We start from the raw sequence: 20,973 nt of genomic DNA, 5'->3' as shown, positions 1-20,973 counted from the left end.
GGGCCATGGCACGGGATAAGCGGCGCAATAGATGCGGGAACACCGACGACCTGTTCCAGGGCGAGGCATATTTCCCGTTGCGGCGTCCGGCCGTGGGCGCGCGCCCGGTCGACTTGTCGCTGCGGATCAAGACGGCGATGTCGCGTGCGCTGAAGGAGTGCGACGACTCGGCGCCAATCGTGGCCGCGCGGATCGCCGAAATGACGGGCCGTCCTCTGACGGAAGACGCACTCTACACCTACACCGCAGCCTCCAAGCCGGACCACGACATCGGGATTGTTCGGTTCGTGGCGTTCGTGCGCGTCACGGGCGCCAAGTGGCTTTGGGACGAGCTGGTAAGCGACGACGGGCTGCTCGTTCTTGAGGATCGCGAGGCGAAGCTCGCGCAGTTGGGGCATCTGCGGCAGCAGGAACAATCGCTCGTCGAACAGCGGCGGAGGCTGGAGAAGGAGCTGAACCGCGAGCCGGTTCAAGTCCGGAACCGGGGCGCGCGCGGAGGCCGCTCATGACTTGGGTCACGGTGCAAGACCTGGTCGAGGTCGGCGCGGGCGCTCTGCCTACCGACGAGCGCGCCTTGGGCCGCTACATCGAACGCCATGGATGGCGCGACGACGCCGCTCGGGCGCGGCTGAAGAGCGGACAGGGCGGCGGCTGGGAATATCACTACACGCTTCTGCCTACGGACGTTCAATGCCGCGTCCTGGCGCGTGCGCAACAAGGGGCGCAGAGCGAAGCGGACAGAAACGAACAGGCCAAGGCCGAGGAACTATGGGCGCGCTTCGAGCGGCTGCCGAAGGGAGTACGCGACAAGGCGGAGAAGCGCCTGGTAGCGGTCAAACAGGTGCGCGACCTCCGCAGGGGCGGGATCGACGCGACGACAGCGGTAGCGCTGGCGGCTGCGGACCATGGCGTCTCGGCGACGACGCTGTGGAGCTGGCTGCGCCTTGTCGAGGGTTTGGACGAAGCTCATTGGCTGCCCGTGCTCGCGCCGCGCCATGCGGGTCGCACTTCCACGGTCGAGTGCAGCGCCGAGGCGTGGGCATTCCTGAAAGCCGACTATCTGCGTCCCGAGCAACCGTCATTCACAGCCTGCTACCGCCGCATGAAGGAAGCGGCGGAGCAACACGGCTGGGCACCGATCCCGAGCGCCAAGACGCTGCAGCGGCGCGTCAACCGGGAGGTGCCGCGCGGAGCGAGGGTCTTGGCGCGCGGCGGTCGCGATACGGCCAAGGCGATCTTCCCGCATCAGACGCGGGACCGTTCGGGGTTCATGGCCATGCAAGCCGTAAACGCCGATGGACACCGCTTCGACGTGTTCGTGAAGTGGCCGGATGGCGAGGTGTCGCGCCCGCTCATGGTGGCGGTTCAGGACCTCTATTCCGGCATGATCGTCGGGCATCGGCTCGCCAAGACGGAGAACTGGACGGCGGTTCGCGGCGCGTTCGCCGATATGATGGAAAGCTGGGGCATTCCCGAGCAAGCGTGGCTGGATAACGGCCGGGCCTTCGCGAGCAAATGGCTCACGGGCGGTATGGCGAACCGCTTTCGGTTCAAGATCAAAGACGACGAGCCCGTCGGCCTCCTGAAGGCGGTAGGCGTCCAAGTCCATTGGACGACGCCCTACCACGGGCAAGCCAAGCCTATCGAGCGTGCTTTCCGCGACCTCTGCGAAGAGATCGCCAAACATCCGGCGTGCCAGGGCGCCTACACGGGGAACAGGCCCGACGCAAAGCCGGATAACTACGGCGCGAAGGCGGTTCCGTTCGAAGAGTTCCGCAAGCTGGTCGCCGCAGAGATCGCACGCCATAACCGACGTGACGGGCGGCGGACGGCGGTGGCGCACGGACGCTCATTCTTCGAGACATTCAAGGACGGGCTCGAGCGGGCGCTTGTGACGCGCGCGACCGAAGCGCAATTGCGCATGTTCCTGATGGCGGCGGAAGGCGTCACGGCGCGGAAGCCCACGGGTGAAGTGCAGTTGGCCGGGAATCGGTATTGGGCCGATCAGCTCGTCGACGTGGCCGGCCGCAAGGTCGTTGTCCGTTTCGATCCAGACGACCTCCTATCGAGCGTTGCGGTCTATTCCCTAGACGGACGGTTCATCGCCACCGCGCCCTGTATCGAGGCCAGCGGGTTTGCCGACATCGACAAGGCGAAGGAGCACGCGCGGATGCGGCGCGCGTGGCTGAAGCGGCAACGTGAGTGTCTGGACCTCGAAAACCGCATGAGCCTCGACGAACTGGCGCGCCTCTTTCGCGATGCGCCGCCTGACGATGACAAGCCGGAGCCCAGCGTCTTGCGGCTCGCGGTCAATGAGACGCCACGCCCTGCAGAGGTCGACGCGACCGACAACGAGCGTGCGTCAACGAGTTTCGGTCGTGCCGTCGCCGCCATGGATAGCGGTGGCGACGTGCTGCAGTTCCCAACCGGAAAGGAGAAGGGCGCCGAGTCGTGACCTCGACGCCCAAACAAAGGACGAGCCCGAAGGGCTCCTAGCAAAAGGAAGACTCCCATGAGCGCGAACGAAACACAAGCGACAGAGCTGCAACCGGGCTGGGCGGAGCCTCGCTTCGAACCCGATGGCTTGTCGTCACAAGAGCTGCAGCGCTGGAGAGCGCTGACCACGCGCGTTGCGGACGTGGCGCGCCGCCATGGATGGACCAAGGCGGAGGTTTCGCGACGGGCGGACGTTAAGGCCAGCAAGCTCTCGCAGTGGTACGACGGGAACTACAAAGGGACGATCCGAAACGTCAACGACGACATCGAAACATGGCTGGATAGCCTGCACGAGGACTCTGCGACCGAAGCCTTGATCCCTCAGCAACCTGGCTTCGTCGAGACGCCGACCAGCGCCAGAATTAGGGACATTCTCCTGTACGCGCAGCTTTCGCCGGAGATCGTGATCGTCACGGCGGGCGCGGGCATGGGCAAGACCATGACCGCGCAGCATCTGCAGAAGACGCGACCGCACGTCCACATGGTCACGATGCGCCCGAGCACGAAGACCGCGCACGGCATGATGAACGAGTTTCGCGTGGCGCTGGACGTGCCGGAGAAGAACCCGGCCAATCTGGACCGCGCCCTCGGCGACAAGCTGCGCCGCAACGGCCGCAAGACGCTGCTCATCGTCGACGAAGCGCAACACCTGCTCGACGATGCGGTGAACCAGCTTCGATACTTCTTCGATCAGTTCGGGGTCGGCCTCGCCCTCATGGGCAACGAAGACGTTTTCACGCGCTTCAGCATCGCCAAGGGGAAAGCAAACCAGGCGCAGATTCATCGCCGTGTCGGGATGCGCTTTAGGCGGATGGACCCAACGGCGGGCGACGTTGCCGCCATCGTGGATGCCTGGGGTATCACCGACGAGGCCATCGTTAAGTTGTGTCGCGGAATCGGCATGAAGCCCGGTGCGCTCTCGCAGATCAGCAAGACCCTGCAGCTTGCGTGGATGTACGCGGCGGGCGAGCGGCGCGAGCTTGCCGCCGCAGACGTGCGGCGCGCCTGGGAAGAGCGCGGGGGGGAGCTGTAGGCCATGGCTCTCTCACACGATCTTCAATCGCTCAGCGCGTGGTTCAACGAACTAGCCGAGGGCCGCGCAGAATTCACGCTCGAAGGCGTCGCGTGCTTTCGGGCGTGTCTGGAACGGGCCGTCGACGACGCGATGGCGCTGGAGAACACGCCCGTCGTCGTCACGAGCGAATTGGCCCCGGCCAAGCAGGTCGACAACGTCGTCTACCTGCGCCCGCGCGCGAGCCAGGACGAGGGAGGCAGCAATGTCACTGCCTAAGACCTGGTCGGAAACGCGTGTCGAGCGCCTGAAGGCGCTCGACGAGAAGGGCTGGTCAATGGCGCAGATAGCGCGCGACCTCAGCCACGTCGACCCCGAGTGCGGGCCGGTGACGCGCAACGCAGTCGTAGGAAAGCTGAACAGGCTACGGGGCAAGAAGTACATCACAACACGCCCCGTGGAGCTGTACCTGTCGCCGTGGACAGAGGCCCGGAAGGAGTTGCTGCTGGAGCAGGAGCGTGCAGGCTCGCTGACCCATGTCCAAAAAGCCGAGGCGCTGAACGAGATAGACAGGGGCTACGGGCGCATCACAGCACATGCGGTCAGCTTGAAGCTCCAGAACATGCGACCTCAGTGGATTGCGCGCGGTGACCTGCCTGGCGCCCACCGGCCTCGGCTTGGCCGGCCGGGCGGGACGCGGCGTGCGCGGCGGGCACTGGCTATCGCTGCGCCAGAGCCGACGCCGGAGACGGCAAAGCCGTTTTTGAAGCTGGACGACGGGCAGTGCCGCTGGGTGCTGAACGACCCGAAAGCGCCCGAGGGCGCCATGGCCTGCGGTGCCAGGACCGTAGCGGCAACCTACGACGGGGCGCACGCCCTGCCGTCGCGAGCGCGCTCGTTCTGCCCCCACCACTTCAATCGATCAACCAAGCTGGAGAACTAGGAATGGCACGGAAGAAGACCCGTGGCGCGAATGTTGTCGTGCCGCAATCCCGCGAAGAGGCCGTGAAGATGGTGCTGACCGTCGGTGTGAAGAGCCGGCTGCTCGCCCGTATCGAGGCCGACATGAACGACGAGCTCGCCAAGATCAAGGAAGCCGCAAACGAGAAAGCCAAGCCCCTGTCGGATGAGGTGGTCGCGGCGATTGAGGGCTTAAAAATCTGGGCAGAAGCGCACCGGTCGGAGCTGACGCGCAACGGCAGGACGAAGACGGTCCCCTTGGGGTCCGGCACCGTCAAATGGCGAAACCTGCCCCCATCGGTGAGCCTGCGCAAGATCGACGACATCCTCGCGAGTCTCCACGAGCTCGATCTGACGAAGTTCATCCGCACGAAGGAAGAGGTCAACAAGGAGCGATGCTGGCGGACCCCGAGACCGCCAAGACCGTTCCAGGCGTCACGATCAAGTCGGCCGGCGAAGAGTTCGTTGTGGAGCCGTTCGAAGCCGAGCTGCAGGCGGACGGCGAAGCGGAACAGGGAGGGCGCGGGTGATGGCCGGAGCACGACACACACCGAAGCCTGGGTCGTCAGCAACGGGCGTCTTCTTCGCGTTCACCAGAAAGGCACAGGCGTCTGCATTTGCGGCGTGCACCGGATTGGGGCGCATCACGGCGAAGAGCGCATCCTGGAGGTGAAAGCCAACGCCGCGCTGATCGCGGCAGCGCCTGAGCTGCTTGATGCCCTGAAGTTGGCTCGCGATTGCATCGACTACTGCCGGCGGTCGCACCCAGACATGCAGTCGGGCGACGGCGCCCCCGTGGAGTGGTTCATCGACGCGGCAATCGCCAAGGCTGAAGGCCGGGGGCAGAAATGAGAGAGGTCGGGGACCACAAGAGCGTCACGGCAGCCGTCCTGGCCATGGACGCAGCCGGGATGTCGAAGCGGGAAATCGGAGCCGTCATCGGCAAAGACCGTGACGACGTTGCCACCATCAAGGCGCACGGGCGGAAGCTCTTCGTGGGCTTCCATCGCGACGACACGGTCGAAGCGGTCGCCGAGATCGCAGAGGCCCACGGAATGACTGCGCAGGAGGCCATCCGCAGGATCGTAGCCGGCGCGAAGGGGCGCGGGCTCCTGACCGAGTTTGTAGCGGGAGGCGGCACGCTATGGGGCTGACAGTCCTAGACGCGCTCTACCGTGCGCAAGAGGAAGGCGACGAAGTCGCCGGTCTCTGTCTGCAGTTCTACGCCAGCTTGCGCAGGCAGGATCAGACGCTGTTCCAGCGGGCGGCGGACCTCTGGTTGGGGGAGTTGCTGGCCGAGATTGAACGCACCGCGGAATCACACACCACGGACGTTCTAGAGGCGCTGAAGCGCCAGCCGGGCCTTGAAGTGGTGCCGCGTCCAGGTCGGGGGCTGAAGCCATGACCGCGCCCGCGATCAGCAAGGGGCAGATTAAGGCCATCCATACGCTGAAGTCTCGCGCCGGCATGGACGACGACACCTACCGCGATTTTCTGGAGCGGGAGACGGGGCACCGGTCGTCGAAGAAGCTGACGAACGGCCAGGCCATCGGAATTATCGACGGCCTCAAGAAGCTCTCGAAGCCCGCTCAAGGGGCCCCGCGCAAGCGAGGGCTGCCTGGTCCCTACGCACCCAAGCTGCAAGCGCTGTGGATCTCCGCATGGCACCTGGGCCTGACGCGAAACAACCGCGACAGCGCCTTGCTGGCGTTCGTGAAGCGCCAGACGGGGATCGACCACACGCGGTGGCTTCGCGAGCCTGCCGAAGCGGCCAGAGCCATTGAGGGGCTCAAGAGCTGGATAGCCCGCGCCGCCAATGTGCGCTGGGACGAGTTCGACGACCCCAAGTGCTGCGTGCTCGCGGCCCAGCACCGGCTCTTGGGCGAGCCCTGGCCGGACACCCTTCCCGAAGACCTAAACGCGCTCATGCAGGAGCTGGGCGCCGAGCTGCGCGACCGCGCGGAAAGGAGCAAGCGTTATGGCGATGAATAGGAACGGCGCGCGCCTGGGGATGCAATTTGTAGTCGCCGGCCGCTGGTGCACCAAGCAGGACGTGGGTAGCTATCGGGAGAACAACCCGACGTGCCTAACCAAGACGTGCATGCTCCCACCTCAGTGGGCCTCTAGTCCGATGGCCCGCCGCACCAACAGACGCCTTCGCAAACGGCCCGTCGAGGTCACCAGCGAGGTGCGCGGACATCTTCTCGCGATCATCGAGGACGAGCACGACGACCGGCTTTCACGCGGTTATGTACTCCGTTCGATCGGCCTCTGGATGAACCCCAGGGGCGACTACACGGTGCGCTATGTGTACCGCGGCGACGGGAAGGCCCTGGACAGCCTCACGCACGTGATCCGGGGGCGCGCCTGACGTGACCGAGCCAGCCGCGACATACGACTATCTGCCGGATGTGCTGGCGGAGATCGCGCGCGTCGCGGGCTTGCAGGCGGCGATGAAGGTCGCGAAGGAAAAGGGCGGGATGCGCGTCCATATCCCAGGAACAGCATCGGAGGGGCACTGGCTGACGCTGGCGGTCGGCCGTGAGGCGGCGGAGAGTATCTGCAAGCACTTCGCGGCCGGCCAGCGTGGCGGCGGGATGAAAGTCGATATTCCCCAAGGGCCGGCCGGGCTGGTTGCACAACGTCGTGCAATTGCCGATCGTATGATCGCCGAGGGCGCTACCACGGCTGCGATTGTCGAGGCGTCGGGGTACACGGAACGCGCCGTGCAGCAGCGCAAGGCGAAGAAGCGACTAGGACGCGATCCCCGGCAACAGGACCTTTTCCTGGAACCTGGCCCTGAAAACGTTCAGGGCTAACCGGCCTCCACTACACGCTCATATTCGGCGCATGGGAACGCGCCTCAAAGGACCGACCGGAGCACTGACCGCGCTCGCGATCCTCGCTATCTCCATCATCGGAGGGTACGAGGGGCTGCGCCTGTATTCCTACAAGGATGTCGTCGGGGTGTGGACGGCTTGCTTCGGCGAGACCGAAGGCATCAAGCCCGGTATGCGCTTCACCAGGGAGCAATGCGACCGGATGTTCGTTGACAGCGGGCTGACGCGCCACGAACGCGCGTTGCGCCGTTGTCTTACCTCTCCCGACGAAGTCCCGATGAAGACCTACGTCGCGATGCTCAGCCTCGCGTACAACATCGGCGAAGGCGGGTTCTGCAGGTCCAGCGTCGTGCGGCGCTGGAACGCCGGGGATCACTACGGCGCCTGCGATGCCTTCCTGATGTGGAACAAGGCGGGCGGTCGCGTCGTCCAGGGGCTCGTCAACCGCCGCAAGAGCGAACGCAAGCTCTGCATTGAGGGCCTGTCGGAGCCCGTCACGCTACCGAACCCCGACGACATCGCGCCGGCGGACCGGCCCGTGCTCCGGCGTGGTTCCGCAGGCTTCTGGGTCGAGCACCTACAGCAGCGCTTGCGCATGAATCTTGTCGACGGCCAGTTCGGGCCGGGCACCGACGCGGTCGTCCGGCAGTTCCAGAAAGCGCACGGGCTCAAGGTCGATGGTGTCGTTGGTTTCAACACGTGGACCGTCATAGCGGCAGGGGGGCGGGATGATTAGTGCGCTGCCCAACGTTTCGTTGGTCTCCGGGCTCCTGGGCCTCGTCCAGGGCGTGTTCGCCTACATCCTTGCTGCCGTGCTCGGTCTTGGCGTCGGCCTCTTGGTGGCCTTCGTTGGCCGCGCGTTCGGCTATGTGGCAGCGGCGACCGTCTGCGCCGTGGTGATCGTCGCGCTGTACGCGGCCGACGCTGTGGACAGCATGGCCGACGCGCGGGCGCAAGCCGAGATTGTTCAGCTCACAACGAGGCTCGTGGAGAAGACGCGGGCGCTCGCAGCCGAGCGCGCGACCAACGCGCAGCTAACGGACTTCATGGAGAAGGGGCGAGAGGCGGCGGCGCACAACGCGACCGTCATGGCCGAGCTGCGCGCGAGGATCGAACAGCAACCCGTGCCGCAGGATTGCGGCTGGTCTGAGGAGTTTCTGAATGAAGTCGACAAGCTTCGTTAGAGGCGTCTGCGCGGCGATGTTGGCGGCGTGCGTCGCGGCCGGGCTAGCCGGCTGCAAGACGACGGGCACGATCAATCCCGCCGTGATGCTGGAGCGCGCGCCGCAGCAGTACCGGACCTGCGCAAAGCAGCACCTTGACGTGCCCAATCGCGAGTTGCCCTACCGCGAGGCCCAACTGGCCTACGCGGCGGCGGTGAAGTACGGCCGGCGCCAGAACAATTGCCTGACCGGCGTGATCGCGTGGAGCGACGCGCAGGTCAGTGCGTACAGGAACGCGCGTTAGGGGGCAGGCTGTGGAAGGAGGCATCCTAGACTTCATCGGGCCGGTGGTGACGCTGGTCATGGCGGTCGCGTCGCTGGCGGGGTCCGCCTACACGTACATTGCCGGCGCGCGCAGGAAGGAAATGGACGCGGTTAATGCGCGGATCAAACGGGTCGAAGACGACCTGGCGGATCACAAGCGCAGGGGCGAAGGCAGCCGCCACGAATTGCGCGAACGCCTGGTGACGGTCGAGAGGGACCTGGGGCAGCTGCCCACCAAGGATTCGTTCCATGAGTTGGCGTTGTCGACCGCGCGGATCGAAGGCGACCTGAAGGGGCTTAGTGCGTCGGTCGGCGCGTCGCTGGCAAGCAGCAAGCGCGTCGAAGAATGGCTGTTGCAAAACAAAGGATCGGTAGGCTGACGATGGATGGCTTTGCTCAACACAAGGCAGCCGATGCGCGCCTCGTCATCCTGCGCGGGCTCGCGAGGGAGACCGACCACGCGCTGAACGAGACGTTGCTGCAGACGCTTCTCGACTCGTTCGGCCACAATGTTGGCCGCGACTATGTGCGCACGCAGCTGCGGGCGCTCGAAGCGCTGGGGGCCGTGCGCCTGGTCGAGGCAGGCACGGTCTTCGTCGCGGTGCTGACACAGACCGGCCTCGACCACGTGCAGCGCCGGTCCATTCTCGAAGGCGTGGCGCGCCCCGGCCCGGAGGTGTAGCCCATGGCCAAGAGCCGTCGCGGCCGGGGCCGTCTTTCGTCCATCGAACTTCTGCCGGAGGCGGCGGACAGTGCCATTCAGTGGGCGCTCAACGAGCTATACGAGCGCAAGCGGCTGCAGATCGACATCCTGCAGGAGTTCAACGGGCGCCTGGCCGATCTCGGCCTGGAGCCCGTATCGTCGTCCGCTTTCAACCGCTACAGCGTGCGTAAGGCGGCGGCCTGGCGACGGCAGAACGAGACCCGCGAGATCACGGCGGTGCTCGTGGAGAATATGGAGCCGGGCGACTCCGACAATCTCACCATCATGGTTGCCGAGACCATCAAGACGCTGGTGTTCGAGTTGCTGGAGGCGTCCGGCGACAAGCCCATCACCCCGAAGGGCGCAATGGAGCTTGCGCGCGCGCTGCAGGCGGCGGTGCAAGCGCAGACGGTTTCGACGCGGCGTCGAAAGGAGGTTGAAGCCGAGTTCAGCGCCAAGGCGAACAAGGCCATCGACGTCGTGGCGAAGGAAAAAGGACTCTCCGCAGATACGGTCGAGACGATCAAGTCGAAGATCCTCGGCGTCGGGGGTGCGTCGTGACCGGCCGCAAGGGAACCGTCTACAGCGGAAGTATCAACGGCATTCGTCTTGGGGAGGGCGCGCGGCTGCCGGATCGAGAGCTGGCGCGCCGAAGGTCGTTGATTCCCGTCGACACGAGAGACTTAACCGGGCGGGTGTTCGGCGATCCCATTCCGGGCGATGCGCGCCGGGCAGGCGAGGCTAAAGAGACCTACCACCCCTTGAGCGCGATCCCGGATGCGAAGCGCCGCGGGCGGGGTGATCGTTGGGGGTGCCCATGAGCGGCGATCGCATCCCGTGCATTGTGGAGGGCTGCCGGCGCACCGCGCCCGCCGATCGATACGGCCCGGACGCGGAGATCATCTGCGGCAAGCACTGGAAACGGGTGCCGCCGCCGATGAGGCAGCGCTACAGGCAATTGCGGCGGCGGGAACGGACCGTGGAACACCGTCTGCGCCGGGCCCTCTCTGAAGGCCGCATGGACGAGGCCACGGCGGAGTCCCATGCTACGCGATGTGGCAGCAGCGGGCGCGGCACTGGGACGAGATCAAGGCGTCGTTCGATGCGAGCGCCCAGCCCGTCGGGCTCGAAGCCTTCCTTGAAGAATCGGGGTTGGCATGAGGAAGGAGCGCTAATCAACATGGCTATGCCCGCATACCCGCCGCCGCCGCGCGGTCCCGAACAGTCCTGGGAGGACTACCAGAAAGACCTCCTCCGCTATCGCGCGGAAATGGAGAGGTTGGCGCAGTCGTCACTCGGAGGAGCCGGGTTCGGCCTGGCGATAGCGATAGCGCTGATGGTCTTGGTGGTCGTCATGGGGGCTACGTGGCTATGAGCACGATCGACGATCTGGTCCGGCAGGCGAAGCGGCTTTTGAAGCCGCAACGCAAGGCGTTCTACGCGAAGGTCGAGCGCGAGCACGGCAAGGCCGTCGCGGACGGGCTGCGCAAGACCGTCGAGGGAACACGGGAGCGCGTGAAATGGCCGAAGTAGAAGCGCCGATGGAGCTGCCGGGCATCCGCGAACGCGGTGGCGGTGCGACTCGTATCGATCAACTGGCCTTTGAGGCGTTGGCCTGTACATCGGAGAAGCGCGCTGGCTTCTATGCGGCCGTCGCGCGGGAATACGGGCAAGGCTTTGCCGATAGGCTGCAAGAACGGATGGAAGACGACCGCGCGTGGCTGGGAGAAGAGCGGGCCGCGCGTGAGGCGGCAAAGGCGCTGGGCCGGCCGGTAGAGGGGGTGCGATGACGGGCCTCGAAACCACACGCATCGCCGACGCAGACGCAGGCCCCATCACCGAAGAGGAATGGGCCGCGCACCGGCGCGACATGCTGCAGAGCTTGCCGCCGCAGCTCGAAGGCAAAGACCTGCCGGCGATCCTGTTGCCCTACCAGCGGGAGCGGGTTCAAGCCGTCGACGACTACGATGTCGTCGTGGACGAGAAGTCGCGCCGGATCGGCGCCACGTGGGGCATGGGTGCTGCAGCGGTCTTGAGAGCGGGTGCGCAGCGATCGGCGGGCGGCATGGATGTGCTCTATCTCGCCTACAATCTCGATATGACGCGGGAGTCATCGCGCCTGCGCCATGTGGCCAGGGCGTTCATGCACGTTGCCGCCGAGGTCGAGGAATTCCTGTTCGAGGATAAGGACGAGGACGGAGCGGATCGCTTCATCAAGGCGTTCCGCATCACCTTTGCGTCTGGCTTCGAGATCAAGGCGCTGTCGTCGGCGCCGCGCACCCTTCGCGGCCGACAGGGCCTCGTGATCCTCGACGAGTTCGCCTTCCACGACAACGCGGCGCAGCTGCTGAAGGCAGCCTTCGCGTTCCTGATCTGGGGCGGCAAGGTGTTGGTCATTTCGACCCACAACGGCGCGGACAATCCGTTCGCGCAGCTCATCGAAGAAGTCCGGTCCGGGAAGCGGCCGGGGAAGGTCGTTCGAACGACGTTCGACGAAGCCATTGAGCAAGGGCTGTACAAGCGCATCTGCCTCGTGCGGGGGATCGAATGGACGCCGGAAGGCGAAGCGAAGTGGCGCGCGAGCATACGGGCCAACTACAGGTCCGACGCGGCCGAAGAGCTGGACTGCGTTCCCGCTCAAGGCAGCGGGGTCTACCTGTCCAGTGCGCTCATCGAAACGTGCATGACGGCGGACGCCAAGGTCTTGCGGCTGACCTTTGCCGATGACTTCACGTTGAAGCCCGACGCGTACCGCACGGACTACGTGGACGATTGGCTGGAAGAGAATGTCGCGCCGGAGCTGAAGCGGCTCGACGAACGCTTGCGGCACTCCTACGGGTTCGACTTCGGACGCACCGGCCATCTGTCCGTGTATCTCCCCTTGGCGGAAGGCCGTGACCTCGTCTTGCGTGCGCCCTTCATGATCGAACTGCGGAAGGTTCCCTTCAGGCAACAGGAACAACTCTGCAAGTACGTGACGAAACGGCTGCCCCGCTTCGCCAATGGCAAGCACGACGCGCGCGGCAATGGCCAGTACGTCGCCGAACGCATGCAGCAAGAGTTCGGCGCAACGCGGATCGAAGCCGTGATGCTCTCCAACGCCTGGTATCTCGAAAACTCGCCCAAGCTGAAGACGCGCTTCGAAGAGCGCACCATCGAACTACCGAGGGACGCGGACGTGAAGGCAGACTTCCGCGCCCTGAAAATGGTGCGCGGGATCGCTAAGGTGCCGGACACTGCGGAGACGGACGGTGCTGACGGCGGCAAGCGGCACGGCGACTCGGCCATCGCCGGTATGTTGGCAGTGGCCGCGGCCGAAGCCGACGTGATCGAATACGGCTATCGCGCCGTGCCGAGCGACCGAGGGGGTAGCGGCGCGCGGCCGGGCGGCTTCGACCGTCCGAACCATGACGATGACGACAGGCCGAACCGGGGCTGGTGGAGATCCCCGCTCGGCGCAATGATCCGGGGGCGTGTGTGATGGCATTGGTAGATGGACGGCCGGCAGAAATTGCAATTCTTCGGGACGGCAGCACAGTGACGATCCGTTGTGAATGCCTCAACGACTACGAGGCGATGTTGGTCTCCGACCGCCTTGTGAAGACGCTGCAGGAGCGTGGCGAGGCGGACCTCAATCTCTTTGGCAAGGTGAATGAGGAGTCCTTGTGATGGCAGAGCGGACACCGACACTCGTGGACCAGTGGGGGCGCCCTATCGAACGGGCCGTGCTCAAAGAAGAGATTGCCGGCCCGTCATTGACCGGCGTGCGCTCGCATCTAACCGGCTACCCCACGGACGGGCTGGACCCCGTCCGGCTTGCATCCATCCTGCGCGAGGCGGACCAGGGCGACCCGCTGCGCTATTTGGAGCTGGCGGAACAGGTCGAAGAGAAGGACCCGCACTATGTGGGCGTGCTCGGCACGCGCAAGCGGTCTGTTGCGCAAATTGAGATCGGCGTGGACGCGGCCGGCGACGACCAGGCGTCGATCGACCACGCGGACATGGTGCGGGAATGGCTGAAGCGCGACGAGCTGCAAGACGAGCTGTTCCATATTCTCGACGCGGTCGGCAAGGGCTTCAGCGCGACGGAGATCATTTGGGACACGAGCGCTGGCCAATGGCGTCCCGAACGGCTGGAGTGGCGCGACCCGCGCTGGTTCAGTTTCAGCCGCGCGGACGGCCGCACGCCGTTGCTGCGCGACAACGAGGGTGACAAGCCGCTGCCGCCGTTCAAATTCATCGTGGCAACGATCACGGCAAAGAGCGGCCTGCCGATCCGCTCGGGCCTGGCGCGGCTCGTCGCGTGGGCGTGGATGTTCAAAGCCTATACGCAGCGCGACTGGTCGATCTTCACGCAGACCTTCGGTCAGCCCGTGCGGGTCGGCAAGTTCGATGCGAACGCCACCCCGAAGGACAAGGACACGCTCTACCGCGCCGTAGCGAGTATTGCGGGCGACTGCGCGGCGATCATCCCGGCGTCCATGGAGATCGACTTCATCGAGTCCAAGAACGTTGGCCAGGGCGCGCAGCTCTACAAGGAACGGTGCGACTGGCTGGACCAGCAAGTATCGAAGGCGGTGCTGGGCCAGACGGCCACGACAGATGCGATCGCGGGCGGTCACGCCGTGGGCCAGGAACACCGGCAGGTGCAAGAGGACATCGAGCGCGCCGACGCACGCGCGCTGTCGGCCATTCTGAACCGCGACCTGGTGCGGCCGTGGATCGATCTGGAATTCGGGCCGCAGAAAGCCTACCCGCGCCTGGTCATCGCGCGGCCCGACGAAGAAGACCTGAGCATGGCGGCGGACACGCTACAGAAGCTCGTGCCGCTCGGTTTCCGCGTCTCGATGCAGGAGGTGCGCGACAAGTTCGGCTGGTCGGAACCGAACGAAGGCGACGAAGTCCTGACCGCGCCAGCCGCGCAACAGCCGCTTGCGCCGGCCGGCGAACCGGCGCTGGCAACGCAGAGCGCGCGAACCGCGCCTAAGCTGGACGACGCGCTGGCCGCACTACGCGTCAGCGGCACGCCGCCGGTGGATGCGATGCTGGAACGCATAGCGGGGATCGTCGCGGACGCGGCCGACCTTGACGCGATCGAGCGCGAACTGGCGCGGCTCGACCTGCCGTCTGAGGATCTGCAGGAGGCCATGCAAAAGGCGCTTGCGCTCGCGGAACTGATCGGCCGCAAGGACCTCGCAGGCGCCAATGGCTGAACCGTCCTTTAGCGGGGTCTCTTCGACGAAGCCATAGCGTTCCTGCGCGATCTGCTGGGGATCGACGAGGACGAGTGGCTGCGCATATTGCGCGGGGCTAGAGCTGTGGCGGAAGGCGCCGCGCGCAAGGCGGCGGACGATATGCGCCGCGATCTTCTGGAAGCCGTGCGCCAGGCGATGGCCGAGGGCCGTTCGCTGGAGTCGTTCCGCGACGATTATCTGCGGATCATCGAGCGCTATGGCTGGATGGCGCCGGGCGACAATCCGGGCTGGCACGCCGAGCTGGTCTATAGGGTGCAAACGGCCAATGCCCATGCGGCCGGCCGCTGGGCTCAAATCCAGCGCGTCAAGACCTTGCGGCCCTATTTACGCTACGTGACGGCCGGGGATCACAAAGTACGGCATACGCACCGCGAATGGCACGGCATCGTCTTGCCTGTCGATCATCGCTTCTGGCTGACCCACTACACGCCGAACGGCTTTGGCTGTCGCTGTTATGTTCAGTCGGTCGGCCCGCGCGACCTCAAGCGCTACGGCTGGACGATCACACCGGACGATGACCCGGCGCTAACGATCCCGCCCGACAAGGGCTGGGAGGGCAACGTAGGCATCGCCTGGGAGCGGCTGCGCGCCGCTTAAATCCCGGCGCCCCTCCGGGCCGCCATACACCCCAAAATCTGGAGCGATAGCCCGCGCCGCCGAAACGGGCCGTAGAGCGCCGGAAGCCCCTTTGGCCGTCCGGGCATACCGGAATTCCGGGAATCGGCCTTCAATGGGCTTTGAAGCGCCTTCAAAATCGATATAGGGATGGCTCGGAGACCCTGATTTGCGCCCTGGAGGCGCTATGGGGCCGGTTCGCGGCTAGTTCGCGCCAATGGGCCCGAAAACTTTCAGGGCCAACAGCCGCCCCCCGCGTGGGCATTGTGGCGGCATGACGAAGCCCAACGCAACCCTTGCGGCATTTTCCATCGACCTTGGCCTGGCCAAGGGCGCGGATGTCCCCGACTACATCAAGCTCATTCCGCTTGGCGAGCTGCAGACGGTCGACAGCCGTGGCCCGTACCGCGTCAACGAGCCCGAAAAGATCATCGCCGCGTCGATGCAGTCGGGCGACCGGTGGCCGATCGACGAGAACCACGCCACTGACCGTGCGGCCGTAACACACGAGCCGGCGCCGGCGCGCGGCTGGATCGTCGAAATGCAAACCCGTGCTGACGGCATTTGGGGCAAGGTCGAATGGACCAAGGCCGGCCGCGAGCTGATGGCCGACCGCGCCTACCGGTTCCTATCTCCCGTCATCACCCACGACGAGAAGCTCAACGTCCTGACGATTGAGCGCGCCGCTCTCACCAACACACCGAATCTGCGCGGCATGGTCGCGCTCAACATGGAAGGAAGCGACATGGACTTCATGGGCAAACTTCGCAAGGCGCTGGGTCTTGCGGAGGACGCGGACGAGGACGCCGTCCTGGCGGCCGTGGCCAAAGCGACTGAGAAGGTCGACGTGACCAAGGCGGTGCAGTCGGCGCTCAACCCCATCGGCAAGGCGGCGGGGCTGGGAGAGGGTGCGACTGGCACTGCCATTCTCGGCCGGGTCGAGACGTTGAACGAGAACGCGAAGGAGGCCGGCAGCAAGGACGAAGCCGTCACGGCGCTGCAGACCGAATTGAAGGACACGGCAACGAAGCTCACTGAGCTGCAGACGGGCATCGCCAAGAGCAAGGCGGAAGCGTTCGTTGACGGGTGCATCAAGGAAGGCCGCGTCGGCGTCAAGGCGGTGCGCGACCACTACATCGCCCGGCACATGAAAGAGCCGGAGGCGGTCGAGAAGGAGCTGACGGCGCTGCCGGTGCTCGATGGCGGCGCGATCATCCCGACGTTGCCCGGCGACAAAGACGGCGTGGCGCTTCAAAGCGCCGAGCAAGATGTCTGCGTAGCGCTCGGCATTCCCGAAGACAAGTTCAAGGAGACGCGTGACGCGGAGCGATCCGCGTAGGCGCGCCCCTTTGGAAAGCTCAAGCACGTAAGGAGACGACAGCATGACTGCATTGACCAAGGGCCGGAACACCCCGCTGGTAGCGGGGGATGTTCGGGCACTCGCCGTCGCCGCCGCGACGGTGCTCTTCCAGGGCGGCATCGCGATGCGTAACGCGGCCGGCTACGCCACGAAGGGCGCAACGGCGCTCAATCTCGTGGGCATCGGTCGGATTGAGGAAGAGGTGGACAACGCGTCCGGCGCAAACGGCGACCTGAGCGTTCGCATCCGTCCAGGCATCTTCCTCTACGAGAATTCCGAGGGTGGCGACGAAATCGCCATCGCCGACATCGGGAAGGTCGCCTACGTGGTCGACGACCAGACCGTCGCCAAGACGGACGGGACGAGCACGCGGTCGCGGCCGGCTTCATTCACGACGTGGACGCCAATGGCGGTGTCTGGGTCGAGTTCGACGAAACCAAGCTGCGCGCCTATCTCGGCTAGCGGCGCAGAAAGGAACAGTACGCGATGCTAGTTACGAACAAGAACCTTGAGAGCCTCCGGGTCGGGTTCAAGACGCTCTTCCAGAACGCCTTCGACGTAGCCCCGTCTCAGTATGAGCGCGTGGCAACCGTGGTGCCCTCGACAAGAGGCGAAGAGAAGTACGGCTGGATGGGGCAGATTCCCATGGTCCGCGAGTGGTTTGGGGATCGTGTCGTGCAGAACCTCATGGAGCACGACTATGCGATCAAGAACAAGGATTTCGAGCTGACGCTTGGCGTCAACCGGAACCACATCGAGGACGACAGCCTGGGCATCTATAACCCGCTCTTCCAGGAAATGGGTCGGGCCACCAAAGCCCACCCGGACCTTCTGACGTTCAGCCTGCTGAAGGATGGTTTTTCGACCGCCTGCTACGATGGTCAGTACTTCTTCGACACGGATCACCCGGTGCTGGACGCAGACGGCAAGGAAACCAGTGTCGCCAATACCGACGGCGGCGCGGGACAGCCGTGGTTCTTGCTGGATGTGTCCCGTGCATTGAAGCCGGTCATCTTCCAGAAGCGCAAGGACTTCGAGTTCGTCGCGCGCGACCAGCTCACGGACGAGAACGTGTTCAGCAAGAAGGAGTTCCAGTACGGCGTCGATGCGCGGAACAATGTCGGCCTGGGTCTGTGGCAGTTCGCTTGGGGCTCGAAGCAGGCGCTGACCAGCGCCTACTACAAGGCCGCGCGTACTGGCCTCATGGGAATGAAGGGCGACTACGGCCGGCCGCTCGGCCTCCTGTCTGGCGGTGTGAAGCCGTTGCTGGTGGTGGGTCCGTCCAACGAGTCTGCGGGGCTCAAGCTTCTCAACAGCGAGAATGCGGCGGGCGGCGAGACCAACGAGTGGAAGGGCACCGCCGAGCTGCTCGTCGTGCCGTGGCTGGCATAGGGCGCATCGCGACCGACCTCTAACCCCTAATCGAAGGAGACGGCCACAATGGCGCGAAACAACACCAAGTCGAAAGCCTCGGCGACGAAGCCGGAGCCCGAGACGAAAGAGCAAGGCAAGGCACCGGAAGAGCCCTCCAGTGCCACGCCCACGGCGGGCGGCGCTGGTGCCAATTCCGCGCCGCCCCCCACCGAGACAGATGCGGTCGCGCCGGGAGCGGGCGAGGGGACGGAGAGCAAGCCGCAGGGCGAGCAATCCGACCCCTCGCCCGTGGCCGACGAAGATCCCGCGAAGGCGGACAGCCCCACCGAGCCGAGGGAGGGCGATCCCGTTCCGGTCCTAAAGGTCACGGCAAAGCAGGATCATCGGCGCCGCGCCGGGCTGTCGTTCGGCCGGGAGCCGGTCACGATCCGCGCGGGCGAGATCACCCAGGAGCAGTTCGAGGCGATCATGGCCGACCCGGTCTTGGTCGCCAGCAAAGACTTCGAATAGCCAGAGAGGCCCGTCTGGTACGGCTCGCAAGGCCCCCAGCACCCTTTGGGAACGGCACGACCGTAGGCGCCTAGCGCGCGGGCCAACACTCTCATTCGCCGCCGTCTTGCGGCGGTAAGGAGACTCCCGGTGCTCGTCAAACACGCAAGGAAACTCTCGGCGCTTGGCGCCTTAATCAGCGCGGCCTTCCTGGCCGCCGTCTTGGCGGGGCTCGTGAGTGCACGGGCTGACGAGCCCTGCGATCTTCGCGTTCAGGACATGCTCGACGCGCTGCCACAAAGCGGCGGCGTCGCCGTAAGGGCGGACGAGGCGCTGCACAGCGTGTTCCTGCGCAAGCTTCATCGCGACGGGCTTGTCGTGCCGCAATCCGACGAGTCCGTTGCATTCGTCCACGACGGCGCCGCGCGCGTCGTCTTCGCGCGCAAGGGCTGCGTCATCGGCGTCAGCGAAGCCGACCCTGTCGCGCTCGTCACCATTCTCGACTTAGCCGTTCATGGGGAGCTGAAATGAAGGATCACTACATCGTCTGCGGCGAGGAAGCCGAGCCGACCTGGGACACCGAGAACAACGAGGTGCAGAAGTTCAACTTCCACGACGCCCACGAAAACGCACGCGAGCGTGCGGAAGAGACGCCGGGCGAACGCTTCCATGTCTACCGCGCCGTGTCCTGGACCGAGGCGCCGATCGGCGAGCCCGTGACGACGCCCACGCAGCCTGACGAGGCGACCGAGCGCGTCACAGGCCCAGCCATGGAAGGCATGCCGGACCTGGCGTGCGATTCCGGGGAACTGCCACCGGCGCAGGAGCTGCGGCGCGCGACCGAGGCGGCATAGCGCATCGATGACCTACACCACGCAAGCGATCTTGGCGGAACGGTTCGGGGAGCGGTCCCTGGTCGACCTGACCGACCGCGCCGTGCCGGCGACGGGCGTGGTCGACGCGGACGTGATCGATCGCGCGCTGGCCGACGCTGACGCCGTGATCGACGGCTATTTGAAGGGGCGTTACAGCCTGCCCCTTTCGGAGACCCCGCCGCTGCTGGTCGACATCGCCTCGGCCATCGCCTTCTACAAGCTTCACGTTCGGAGCCCGGACGAGAAGGTCAAGGACGACTACAACGACGCGCTCGCCAAGCTGAAGGACATCAGCCGTGGCGTGATCCGCCTCCCCGTCGAAGGCATCGAGCCGGCTGCCAGCGGCGATGCGGGCGTGCGCACGACGGATCGCGAACGGCCGCTGACCCCGGAGAACCTGAAGGGGTTCATCTGATGGCGGACGGCTTCTCCATACGCATCGACGGCAAGGACGCCACGCTAAGCGCGCTAGAATCGTTGCTGGCGCGTCTTGAGCATCCGAAGCCGATGTTCGAAGCCATGGGCGCCTCGCTCGTCACGTCGACGCAACGCCGCTTCGAGCTTGGGCACGACCCGGACGGCAACCCATGGCCGCCGTCGGTCCGGGCCATCGTGGAAGGCGGCAAAACGCTCGTCGACAGCGGGTTCCTGGTCGGCTCCATCACGTTCGATGCGTCCGACGATCACGTAGAGGTAGGCACCAACGCGATCCAGGCCGCGGTTCACCAGCTCGGGGCGACCATCCGTCCGAAGACGGCGCAGGCGCTGCGCTTCTTCGTCGGGGACCGCGAAATCTTCACGCAGCAGGTGACGATCCCGGCGCGCCCGTTCCTTGGGATCGACGAAGAAGACGAAGCCGAGCTGGTCGCTATCGCCGAGGAGTATGTCGAGCTGGAGGGCGGCGATGCTCGTTAATCCCGTCATCGAGAGGTTGGATGCGGAGATCCCCACGCTGCAGCGCAGAGTCGCGCCGGCCGGGGAGCTGGCGGCGCTCGTGAATGGCGGGAACCTGCCGCAAGTAATGCCCGCTGCATTCGTGCTCCCATTGGGCCTGCGCGGGAGCGAGCCCGACGCCGCGACGGGGCTCTACCGCCAGGACTTCAACGAGATCGTGGGCGTTGTGCTCATGACGAATTCGGCCGGCGACGTGCGCGGCGGCCGTGCGCTGGACAAACAGGACCCGCTCATTGCCGCCGTCATTCTCGCACTGGCCGGCTGGGCGCCGGACCTGCCTGACGTTCAGGGCGTGTTCCAGCTCGACCGTGGGCGGCTTGTCAGTCTGACGGCCGGCACGGTCACCTACCAGTTGGACTTTTCCATCAGAGCACAATTGAGGATCGAACGACCATGAAGGGCGGCAGCTACGTGAAGGACAAGGAGACCGGGAAGCTTAGACGCGTCGCGCAGACCGCGCCGCGCGAAGCGATGAAGCCGGTCTCTGCAGCAACCGAGACAACCGAGGCAAAGGCCAAGCGGCCGGCCGCGAGTGACACGAAAGGAAAGTAGC

At 65.4% G+C, this 20,973-nt stretch carries 34 protein-coding genes; all 34 read left to right on the top strand.

Annotation, left to right across the window (positions count from 1 at the left end):
• Nucleotides 1–5: 5 nt before the first annotated feature.
• The 34 genes from AUC70_RS15100 to AUC70_RS17265 all read left to right on the top strand — a co-directional run bounded on the left by AUC70_RS15100 (nt 6) and on the right by AUC70_RS17265 (nt 20,972).
• On the top strand, nt 6–509 hold the full coding sequence (locus AUC70_RS15100) for a hypothetical protein (RefSeq protein ID WP_083241639.1): 504 nt from the start codon (nt 6–8) through the stop codon (nt 507–509).
• Nucleotides 506–2,455 carry a transposase domain-containing protein gene (locus AUC70_RS15095; RefSeq protein ID WP_069445617.1) on the top strand — a complete coding sequence of 650 codons (1,950 nt, stop codon included), beginning with the start codon at nt 506–508 and terminating at the stop codon, nt 2,453–2,455. The genes AUC70_RS15100 and AUC70_RS15095 overlap by 4 nt, the downstream gene beginning before the upstream one ends.
• Nucleotides 2,456–2,512: 57 nt before the next feature.
• Nucleotides 2,513–3,529 carry an AAA family ATPase gene (locus AUC70_RS15090; RefSeq protein WP_069445616.1) on the top strand — a complete coding sequence of 339 codons (1,017 nt, stop codon included), beginning with the start codon at nt 2,513–2,515 and terminating at the stop codon, nt 3,527–3,529.
• Between the two features lie 3 nt (nt 3,530–3,532).
• Entirely contained in the window at nt 3,533–3,787 is a 255-nt protein-coding gene (locus AUC70_RS15085; protein ID WP_069445615.1) for a hypothetical protein, read from the top strand.
• Nucleotides 3,774–4,451: a GcrA family cell cycle regulator gene (locus AUC70_RS15080; RefSeq protein WP_069445614.1), complete on the top strand. Its 678-nt coding sequence runs from the start codon at nt 3,774–3,776 to the stop codon at nt 4,449–4,451. Before AUC70_RS15085 ends, AUC70_RS15080 begins: the two co-directional genes overlap by 14 nt.
• Before the next feature lie 2 nt (nt 4,452–4,453).
• Nucleotides 4,454–5,320 (top strand): host-nuclease inhibitor Gam family protein, encoded by an 867-nt coding sequence (locus AUC70_RS17630; RefSeq protein WP_083241638.1) that lies wholly within the window; start codon nt 4,454–4,456, stop codon nt 5,318–5,320.
• Nucleotides 5,317–5,622, top strand: coding sequence for a hypothetical protein (locus tag AUC70_RS15065; RefSeq protein WP_069445612.1), 306 nt, complete (start codon nt 5,317–5,319; stop codon nt 5,620–5,622). The genes AUC70_RS17630 and AUC70_RS15065 overlap by 4 nt, the downstream gene beginning before the upstream one ends.
• On the top strand, nt 5,613–5,873 hold the full coding sequence (locus tag AUC70_RS15060) for a hypothetical protein (RefSeq protein ID WP_069445611.1): 261 nt from the start codon (nt 5,613–5,615) through the stop codon (nt 5,871–5,873). Before AUC70_RS15065 ends, AUC70_RS15060 begins: the two co-directional genes overlap by 10 nt.
• Nucleotides 5,870–6,460 carry a regulatory protein GemA gene (locus AUC70_RS15055; protein ID WP_069445610.1) on the top strand — a complete coding sequence of 197 codons (591 nt, stop codon included), beginning with the start codon at nt 5,870–5,872 and terminating at the stop codon, nt 6,458–6,460. Before AUC70_RS15060 ends, AUC70_RS15055 begins: the two co-directional genes overlap by 4 nt.
• Nucleotides 6,461–6,479: 19 nt before the next feature.
• Complete coding sequence (locus tag AUC70_RS15050) at nt 6,480–6,839, top strand: hypothetical protein (protein ID WP_206599412.1); 360 nt, start codon at nt 6,480–6,482, stop codon at nt 6,837–6,839.
• A gap of 1 nt (nt 6,840) precedes the next feature.
• On the top strand, nt 6,841–7,287 hold the full coding sequence (locus AUC70_RS15045) for a hypothetical protein (RefSeq protein ID WP_069445608.1): 447 nt from the start codon (nt 6,841–6,843) through the stop codon (nt 7,285–7,287).
• Between the two features lie 31 nt (nt 7,288–7,318).
• On the top strand, nt 7,319–8,044 hold the full coding sequence (locus tag AUC70_RS15040) for a glycoside hydrolase family protein (RefSeq protein WP_069445607.1): 726 nt from the start codon (nt 7,319–7,321) through the stop codon (nt 8,042–8,044).
• Nucleotides 8,037–8,492 (top strand): hypothetical protein, encoded by a 456-nt coding sequence (locus AUC70_RS15035; RefSeq protein ID WP_069445606.1) that lies wholly within the window; start codon nt 8,037–8,039, stop codon nt 8,490–8,492. The genes AUC70_RS15040 and AUC70_RS15035 overlap by 8 nt, the downstream gene beginning before the upstream one ends.
• Entirely contained in the window at nt 8,470–8,775 is a 306-nt protein-coding gene (locus AUC70_RS15030; RefSeq protein ID WP_141702164.1) for a hypothetical protein, read from the top strand. Before AUC70_RS15035 ends, AUC70_RS15030 begins: the two co-directional genes overlap by 23 nt.
• A gap of 10 nt (nt 8,776–8,785) precedes the next feature.
• Nucleotides 8,786–9,175: a hypothetical protein gene (locus AUC70_RS15025; protein ID WP_141702163.1), complete on the top strand. Its 390-nt coding sequence runs from the start codon at nt 8,786–8,788 to the stop codon at nt 9,173–9,175.
• 2 nt (nt 9,176–9,177) lie between these two features.
• Nucleotides 9,178–9,477, top strand: a complete 300-nt coding sequence (locus AUC70_RS15020) for a VpaChn25_0724 family phage protein (RefSeq protein ID WP_069445603.1) — start codon at nt 9,178–9,180, stop codon at nt 9,475–9,477.
• Between the two features lie 3 nt (nt 9,478–9,480).
• Nucleotides 9,481–10,059, top strand: coding sequence for a DUF3486 family protein (locus tag AUC70_RS15015; protein ID WP_069445602.1), 579 nt, complete (start codon nt 9,481–9,483; stop codon nt 10,057–10,059).
• A gap of 619 nt (nt 10,060–10,678) precedes the next feature.
• Nucleotides 10,679–10,873 carry a hypothetical protein gene (locus AUC70_RS15010; protein WP_069445601.1) on the top strand — a complete coding sequence of 65 codons (195 nt, stop codon included), beginning with the start codon at nt 10,679–10,681 and terminating at the stop codon, nt 10,871–10,873.
• Nucleotides 10,870–11,031, top strand: coding sequence for a hypothetical protein (locus tag AUC70_RS17270; RefSeq protein WP_158007471.1), 162 nt, complete (start codon nt 10,870–10,872; stop codon nt 11,029–11,031). The genes AUC70_RS15010 and AUC70_RS17270 overlap by 4 nt, the downstream gene beginning before the upstream one ends.
• Nucleotides 11,019–11,288: a hypothetical protein gene (locus tag AUC70_RS15005; protein WP_141702162.1), complete on the top strand. Its 270-nt coding sequence runs from the start codon at nt 11,019–11,021 to the stop codon at nt 11,286–11,288. Before AUC70_RS17270 ends, AUC70_RS15005 begins: the two co-directional genes overlap by 13 nt.
• Nucleotides 11,285–12,979: a terminase large subunit domain-containing protein gene (locus tag AUC70_RS15000; protein ID WP_069445599.1), complete on the top strand. Its 1,695-nt coding sequence runs from the start codon at nt 11,285–11,287 to the stop codon at nt 12,977–12,979. Before AUC70_RS15005 ends, AUC70_RS15000 begins: the two co-directional genes overlap by 4 nt.
• A gap of 56 nt (nt 12,980–13,035) precedes the next feature.
• On the top strand, nt 13,036–13,167 hold the full coding sequence (locus AUC70_RS18465) for a hypothetical protein (protein WP_280138264.1): 132 nt from the start codon (nt 13,036–13,038) through the stop codon (nt 13,165–13,167).
• Complete coding sequence (locus AUC70_RS14995) at nt 13,167–14,711, top strand: DUF935 domain-containing protein (RefSeq protein WP_069445598.1); 1,545 nt, start codon at nt 13,167–13,169, stop codon at nt 14,709–14,711. Before AUC70_RS18465 ends, AUC70_RS14995 begins: the two co-directional genes overlap by 1 nt.
• A gap of 105 nt (nt 14,712–14,816) precedes the next feature.
• Nucleotides 14,817–15,350: a phage head morphogenesis protein gene (locus AUC70_RS14990; RefSeq protein WP_069445597.1), complete on the top strand. Its 534-nt coding sequence runs from the start codon at nt 14,817–14,819 to the stop codon at nt 15,348–15,350.
• Nucleotides 15,351–15,642: 292 nt separating this feature from the next.
• Entirely contained in the window at nt 15,643–16,707 is a 1,065-nt protein-coding gene (locus AUC70_RS14985) for a phage protease (RefSeq protein ID WP_069445596.1), read from the top strand.
• A gap of 43 nt (nt 16,708–16,750) precedes the next feature.
• On the top strand, nt 16,751–17,221 hold the full coding sequence (locus tag AUC70_RS14980) for a hypothetical protein (RefSeq protein WP_206599411.1): 471 nt from the start codon (nt 16,751–16,753) through the stop codon (nt 17,219–17,221).
• Nucleotides 17,215–18,120: a Mu-like prophage major head subunit gpT family protein gene (locus AUC70_RS14975; RefSeq protein WP_069445595.1), complete on the top strand. Its 906-nt coding sequence runs from the start codon at nt 17,215–17,217 to the stop codon at nt 18,118–18,120. The genes AUC70_RS14980 and AUC70_RS14975 overlap by 7 nt, the downstream gene beginning before the upstream one ends.
• A gap of 48 nt (nt 18,121–18,168) precedes the next feature.
• Nucleotides 18,169–18,612 carry a hypothetical protein gene (locus AUC70_RS14970; RefSeq protein ID WP_069445594.1) on the top strand — a complete coding sequence of 148 codons (444 nt, stop codon included), beginning with the start codon at nt 18,169–18,171 and terminating at the stop codon, nt 18,610–18,612.
• Between the two features lie 129 nt (nt 18,613–18,741).
• Entirely contained in the window at nt 18,742–19,122 is a 381-nt protein-coding gene (locus AUC70_RS14965; protein ID WP_069445593.1) for a hypothetical protein, read from the top strand.
• A complete protein-coding gene (locus AUC70_RS14960; RefSeq protein WP_069445592.1) occupies nt 19,119–19,445 on the top strand; it encodes a hypothetical protein in 327 nt (108 codons plus the stop codon). The genes AUC70_RS14965 and AUC70_RS14960 overlap by 4 nt, the downstream gene beginning before the upstream one ends.
• A gap of 7 nt (nt 19,446–19,452) precedes the next feature.
• Nucleotides 19,453–19,881, top strand: a complete 429-nt coding sequence (locus AUC70_RS14955) for a gp436 family protein (RefSeq protein WP_069445591.1) — start codon at nt 19,453–19,455, stop codon at nt 19,879–19,881.
• Nucleotides 19,881–20,381 carry a phage virion morphogenesis protein gene (locus AUC70_RS14950; RefSeq protein WP_069445590.1) on the top strand — a complete coding sequence of 167 codons (501 nt, stop codon included), beginning with the start codon at nt 19,881–19,883 and terminating at the stop codon, nt 20,379–20,381. Before AUC70_RS14955 ends, AUC70_RS14950 begins: the two co-directional genes overlap by 1 nt.
• Nucleotides 20,371–20,817 (top strand): phage tail terminator protein, encoded by a 447-nt coding sequence (locus AUC70_RS14945; protein ID WP_069445589.1) that lies wholly within the window; start codon nt 20,371–20,373, stop codon nt 20,815–20,817. The genes AUC70_RS14950 and AUC70_RS14945 overlap by 11 nt, the downstream gene beginning before the upstream one ends.
• The gene (locus AUC70_RS17265; protein ID WP_158007470.1) at nt 20,814–20,972 is read left to right on the top strand and encodes a hypothetical protein; all 159 of its coding nucleotides are present in this window, start codon (nt 20,814–20,816) and stop codon (nt 20,970–20,972) included. Before AUC70_RS14945 ends, AUC70_RS17265 begins: the two co-directional genes overlap by 4 nt.
• Nucleotide 20,973 lies beyond the last annotated feature (1 nt).

Origin of the sequence: Methyloceanibacter stevinii (assembly GCF_001723355.1) — a bacterium.
In the GTDB taxonomy this organism is placed as follows: domain Bacteria; phylum Pseudomonadota; class Alphaproteobacteria; order Rhizobiales; family Methyloligellaceae; genus Methyloceanibacter; species Methyloceanibacter stevinii.
This window is presented reverse-complemented; position numbering and strand designations above follow the sequence as displayed.

Bases quoted from the DNA above. Each gene is read 5' to 3' on its own strand.
- AUC70_RS15100 (WP_083241639.1), top strand. From the start codon at position 6: ATGGCACGGGATAAGCGGCGCAATAGATGCGGGAACACCGACGACCTG.
- AUC70_RS15095 (WP_069445617.1), top strand. From the start codon at position 506: ATGACTTGGGTCACGGTGCAAGACCTGGTCGAGGTCGGCGCGGGCGCT.
- AUC70_RS15090 (WP_069445616.1), top strand. From the start codon at position 2,513: ATGAGCGCGAACGAAACACAAGCGACAGAGCTGCAACCGGGCTGGGCG.
- AUC70_RS15085 (WP_069445615.1), top strand. From the start codon at position 3,533: ATGGCTCTCTCACACGATCTTCAATCGCTCAGCGCGTGGTTCAACGAA.
- AUC70_RS15080 (WP_069445614.1), top strand. From the start codon at position 3,774: ATGTCACTGCCTAAGACCTGGTCGGAAACGCGTGTCGAGCGCCTGAAG.
- AUC70_RS17630 (WP_083241638.1), top strand. From the start codon at position 4,454: ATGGCACGGAAGAAGACCCGTGGCGCGAATGTTGTCGTGCCGCAATCC.
- AUC70_RS15065 (WP_069445612.1), top strand. From the start codon at position 5,317: ATGAGAGAGGTCGGGGACCACAAGAGCGTCACGGCAGCCGTCCTGGCC.
- AUC70_RS15060 (WP_069445611.1), top strand. From the start codon at position 5,613: ATGGGGCTGACAGTCCTAGACGCGCTCTACCGTGCGCAAGAGGAAGGC.
- AUC70_RS15055 (WP_069445610.1), top strand. From the start codon at position 5,870: ATGACCGCGCCCGCGATCAGCAAGGGGCAGATTAAGGCCATCCATACG.
- AUC70_RS15050 (WP_206599412.1), top strand. From the start codon at position 6,480: ATGCAATTTGTAGTCGCCGGCCGCTGGTGCACCAAGCAGGACGTGGGT.
- AUC70_RS15040 (WP_069445607.1), top strand. From the start codon at position 7,319: ATGGGAACGCGCCTCAAAGGACCGACCGGAGCACTGACCGCGCTCGCG.
- AUC70_RS15035 (WP_069445606.1), top strand. From the start codon at position 8,037: ATGATTAGTGCGCTGCCCAACGTTTCGTTGGTCTCCGGGCTCCTGGGC.
- AUC70_RS15030 (WP_141702164.1), top strand. From the start codon at position 8,470: ATGAAGTCGACAAGCTTCGTTAGAGGCGTCTGCGCGGCGATGTTGGCG.
- AUC70_RS15020 (WP_069445603.1), top strand. From the start codon at position 9,178: ATGGATGGCTTTGCTCAACACAAGGCAGCCGATGCGCGCCTCGTCATC.
- AUC70_RS15015 (WP_069445602.1), top strand. From the start codon at position 9,481: ATGGCCAAGAGCCGTCGCGGCCGGGGCCGTCTTTCGTCCATCGAACTT.
- AUC70_RS15010 (WP_069445601.1), top strand. From the start codon at position 10,679: ATGGCTATGCCCGCATACCCGCCGCCGCCGCGCGGTCCCGAACAGTCC.
- AUC70_RS17270 (WP_158007471.1), top strand. From the start codon at position 10,870: ATGAGCACGATCGACGATCTGGTCCGGCAGGCGAAGCGGCTTTTGAAG.
- AUC70_RS15005 (WP_141702162.1), top strand. From the start codon at position 11,019: ATGGCCGAAGTAGAAGCGCCGATGGAGCTGCCGGGCATCCGCGAACGC.
- AUC70_RS15000 (WP_069445599.1), top strand. From the start codon at position 11,285: ATGACGGGCCTCGAAACCACACGCATCGCCGACGCAGACGCAGGCCCC.
- AUC70_RS14995 (WP_069445598.1), top strand. From the start codon at position 13,167: ATGGCAGAGCGGACACCGACACTCGTGGACCAGTGGGGGCGCCCTATC.
- AUC70_RS14985 (WP_069445596.1), top strand. From the start codon at position 15,643: ATGACGAAGCCCAACGCAACCCTTGCGGCATTTTCCATCGACCTTGGC.
- AUC70_RS14980 (WP_206599411.1), top strand. From the start codon at position 16,751: ATGACTGCATTGACCAAGGGCCGGAACACCCCGCTGGTAGCGGGGGAT.
- AUC70_RS14975 (WP_069445595.1), top strand. From the start codon at position 17,215: ATGCTAGTTACGAACAAGAACCTTGAGAGCCTCCGGGTCGGGTTCAAG.
- AUC70_RS14970 (WP_069445594.1), top strand. From the start codon at position 18,169: ATGGCGCGAAACAACACCAAGTCGAAAGCCTCGGCGACGAAGCCGGAG.
- AUC70_RS14960 (WP_069445592.1), top strand. From the start codon at position 19,119: ATGAAGGATCACTACATCGTCTGCGGCGAGGAAGCCGAGCCGACCTGG.
- AUC70_RS14955 (WP_069445591.1), top strand. From the start codon at position 19,453: ATGACCTACACCACGCAAGCGATCTTGGCGGAACGGTTCGGGGAGCGG.
- AUC70_RS14950 (WP_069445590.1), top strand. From the start codon at position 19,881: ATGGCGGACGGCTTCTCCATACGCATCGACGGCAAGGACGCCACGCTA.
- AUC70_RS14945 (WP_069445589.1), top strand. From the start codon at position 20,371: ATGCTCGTTAATCCCGTCATCGAGAGGTTGGATGCGGAGATCCCCACG.
- AUC70_RS17265 (WP_158007470.1), top strand. From the start codon at position 20,814: ATGAAGGGCGGCAGCTACGTGAAGGACAAGGAGACCGGGAAGCTTAGA.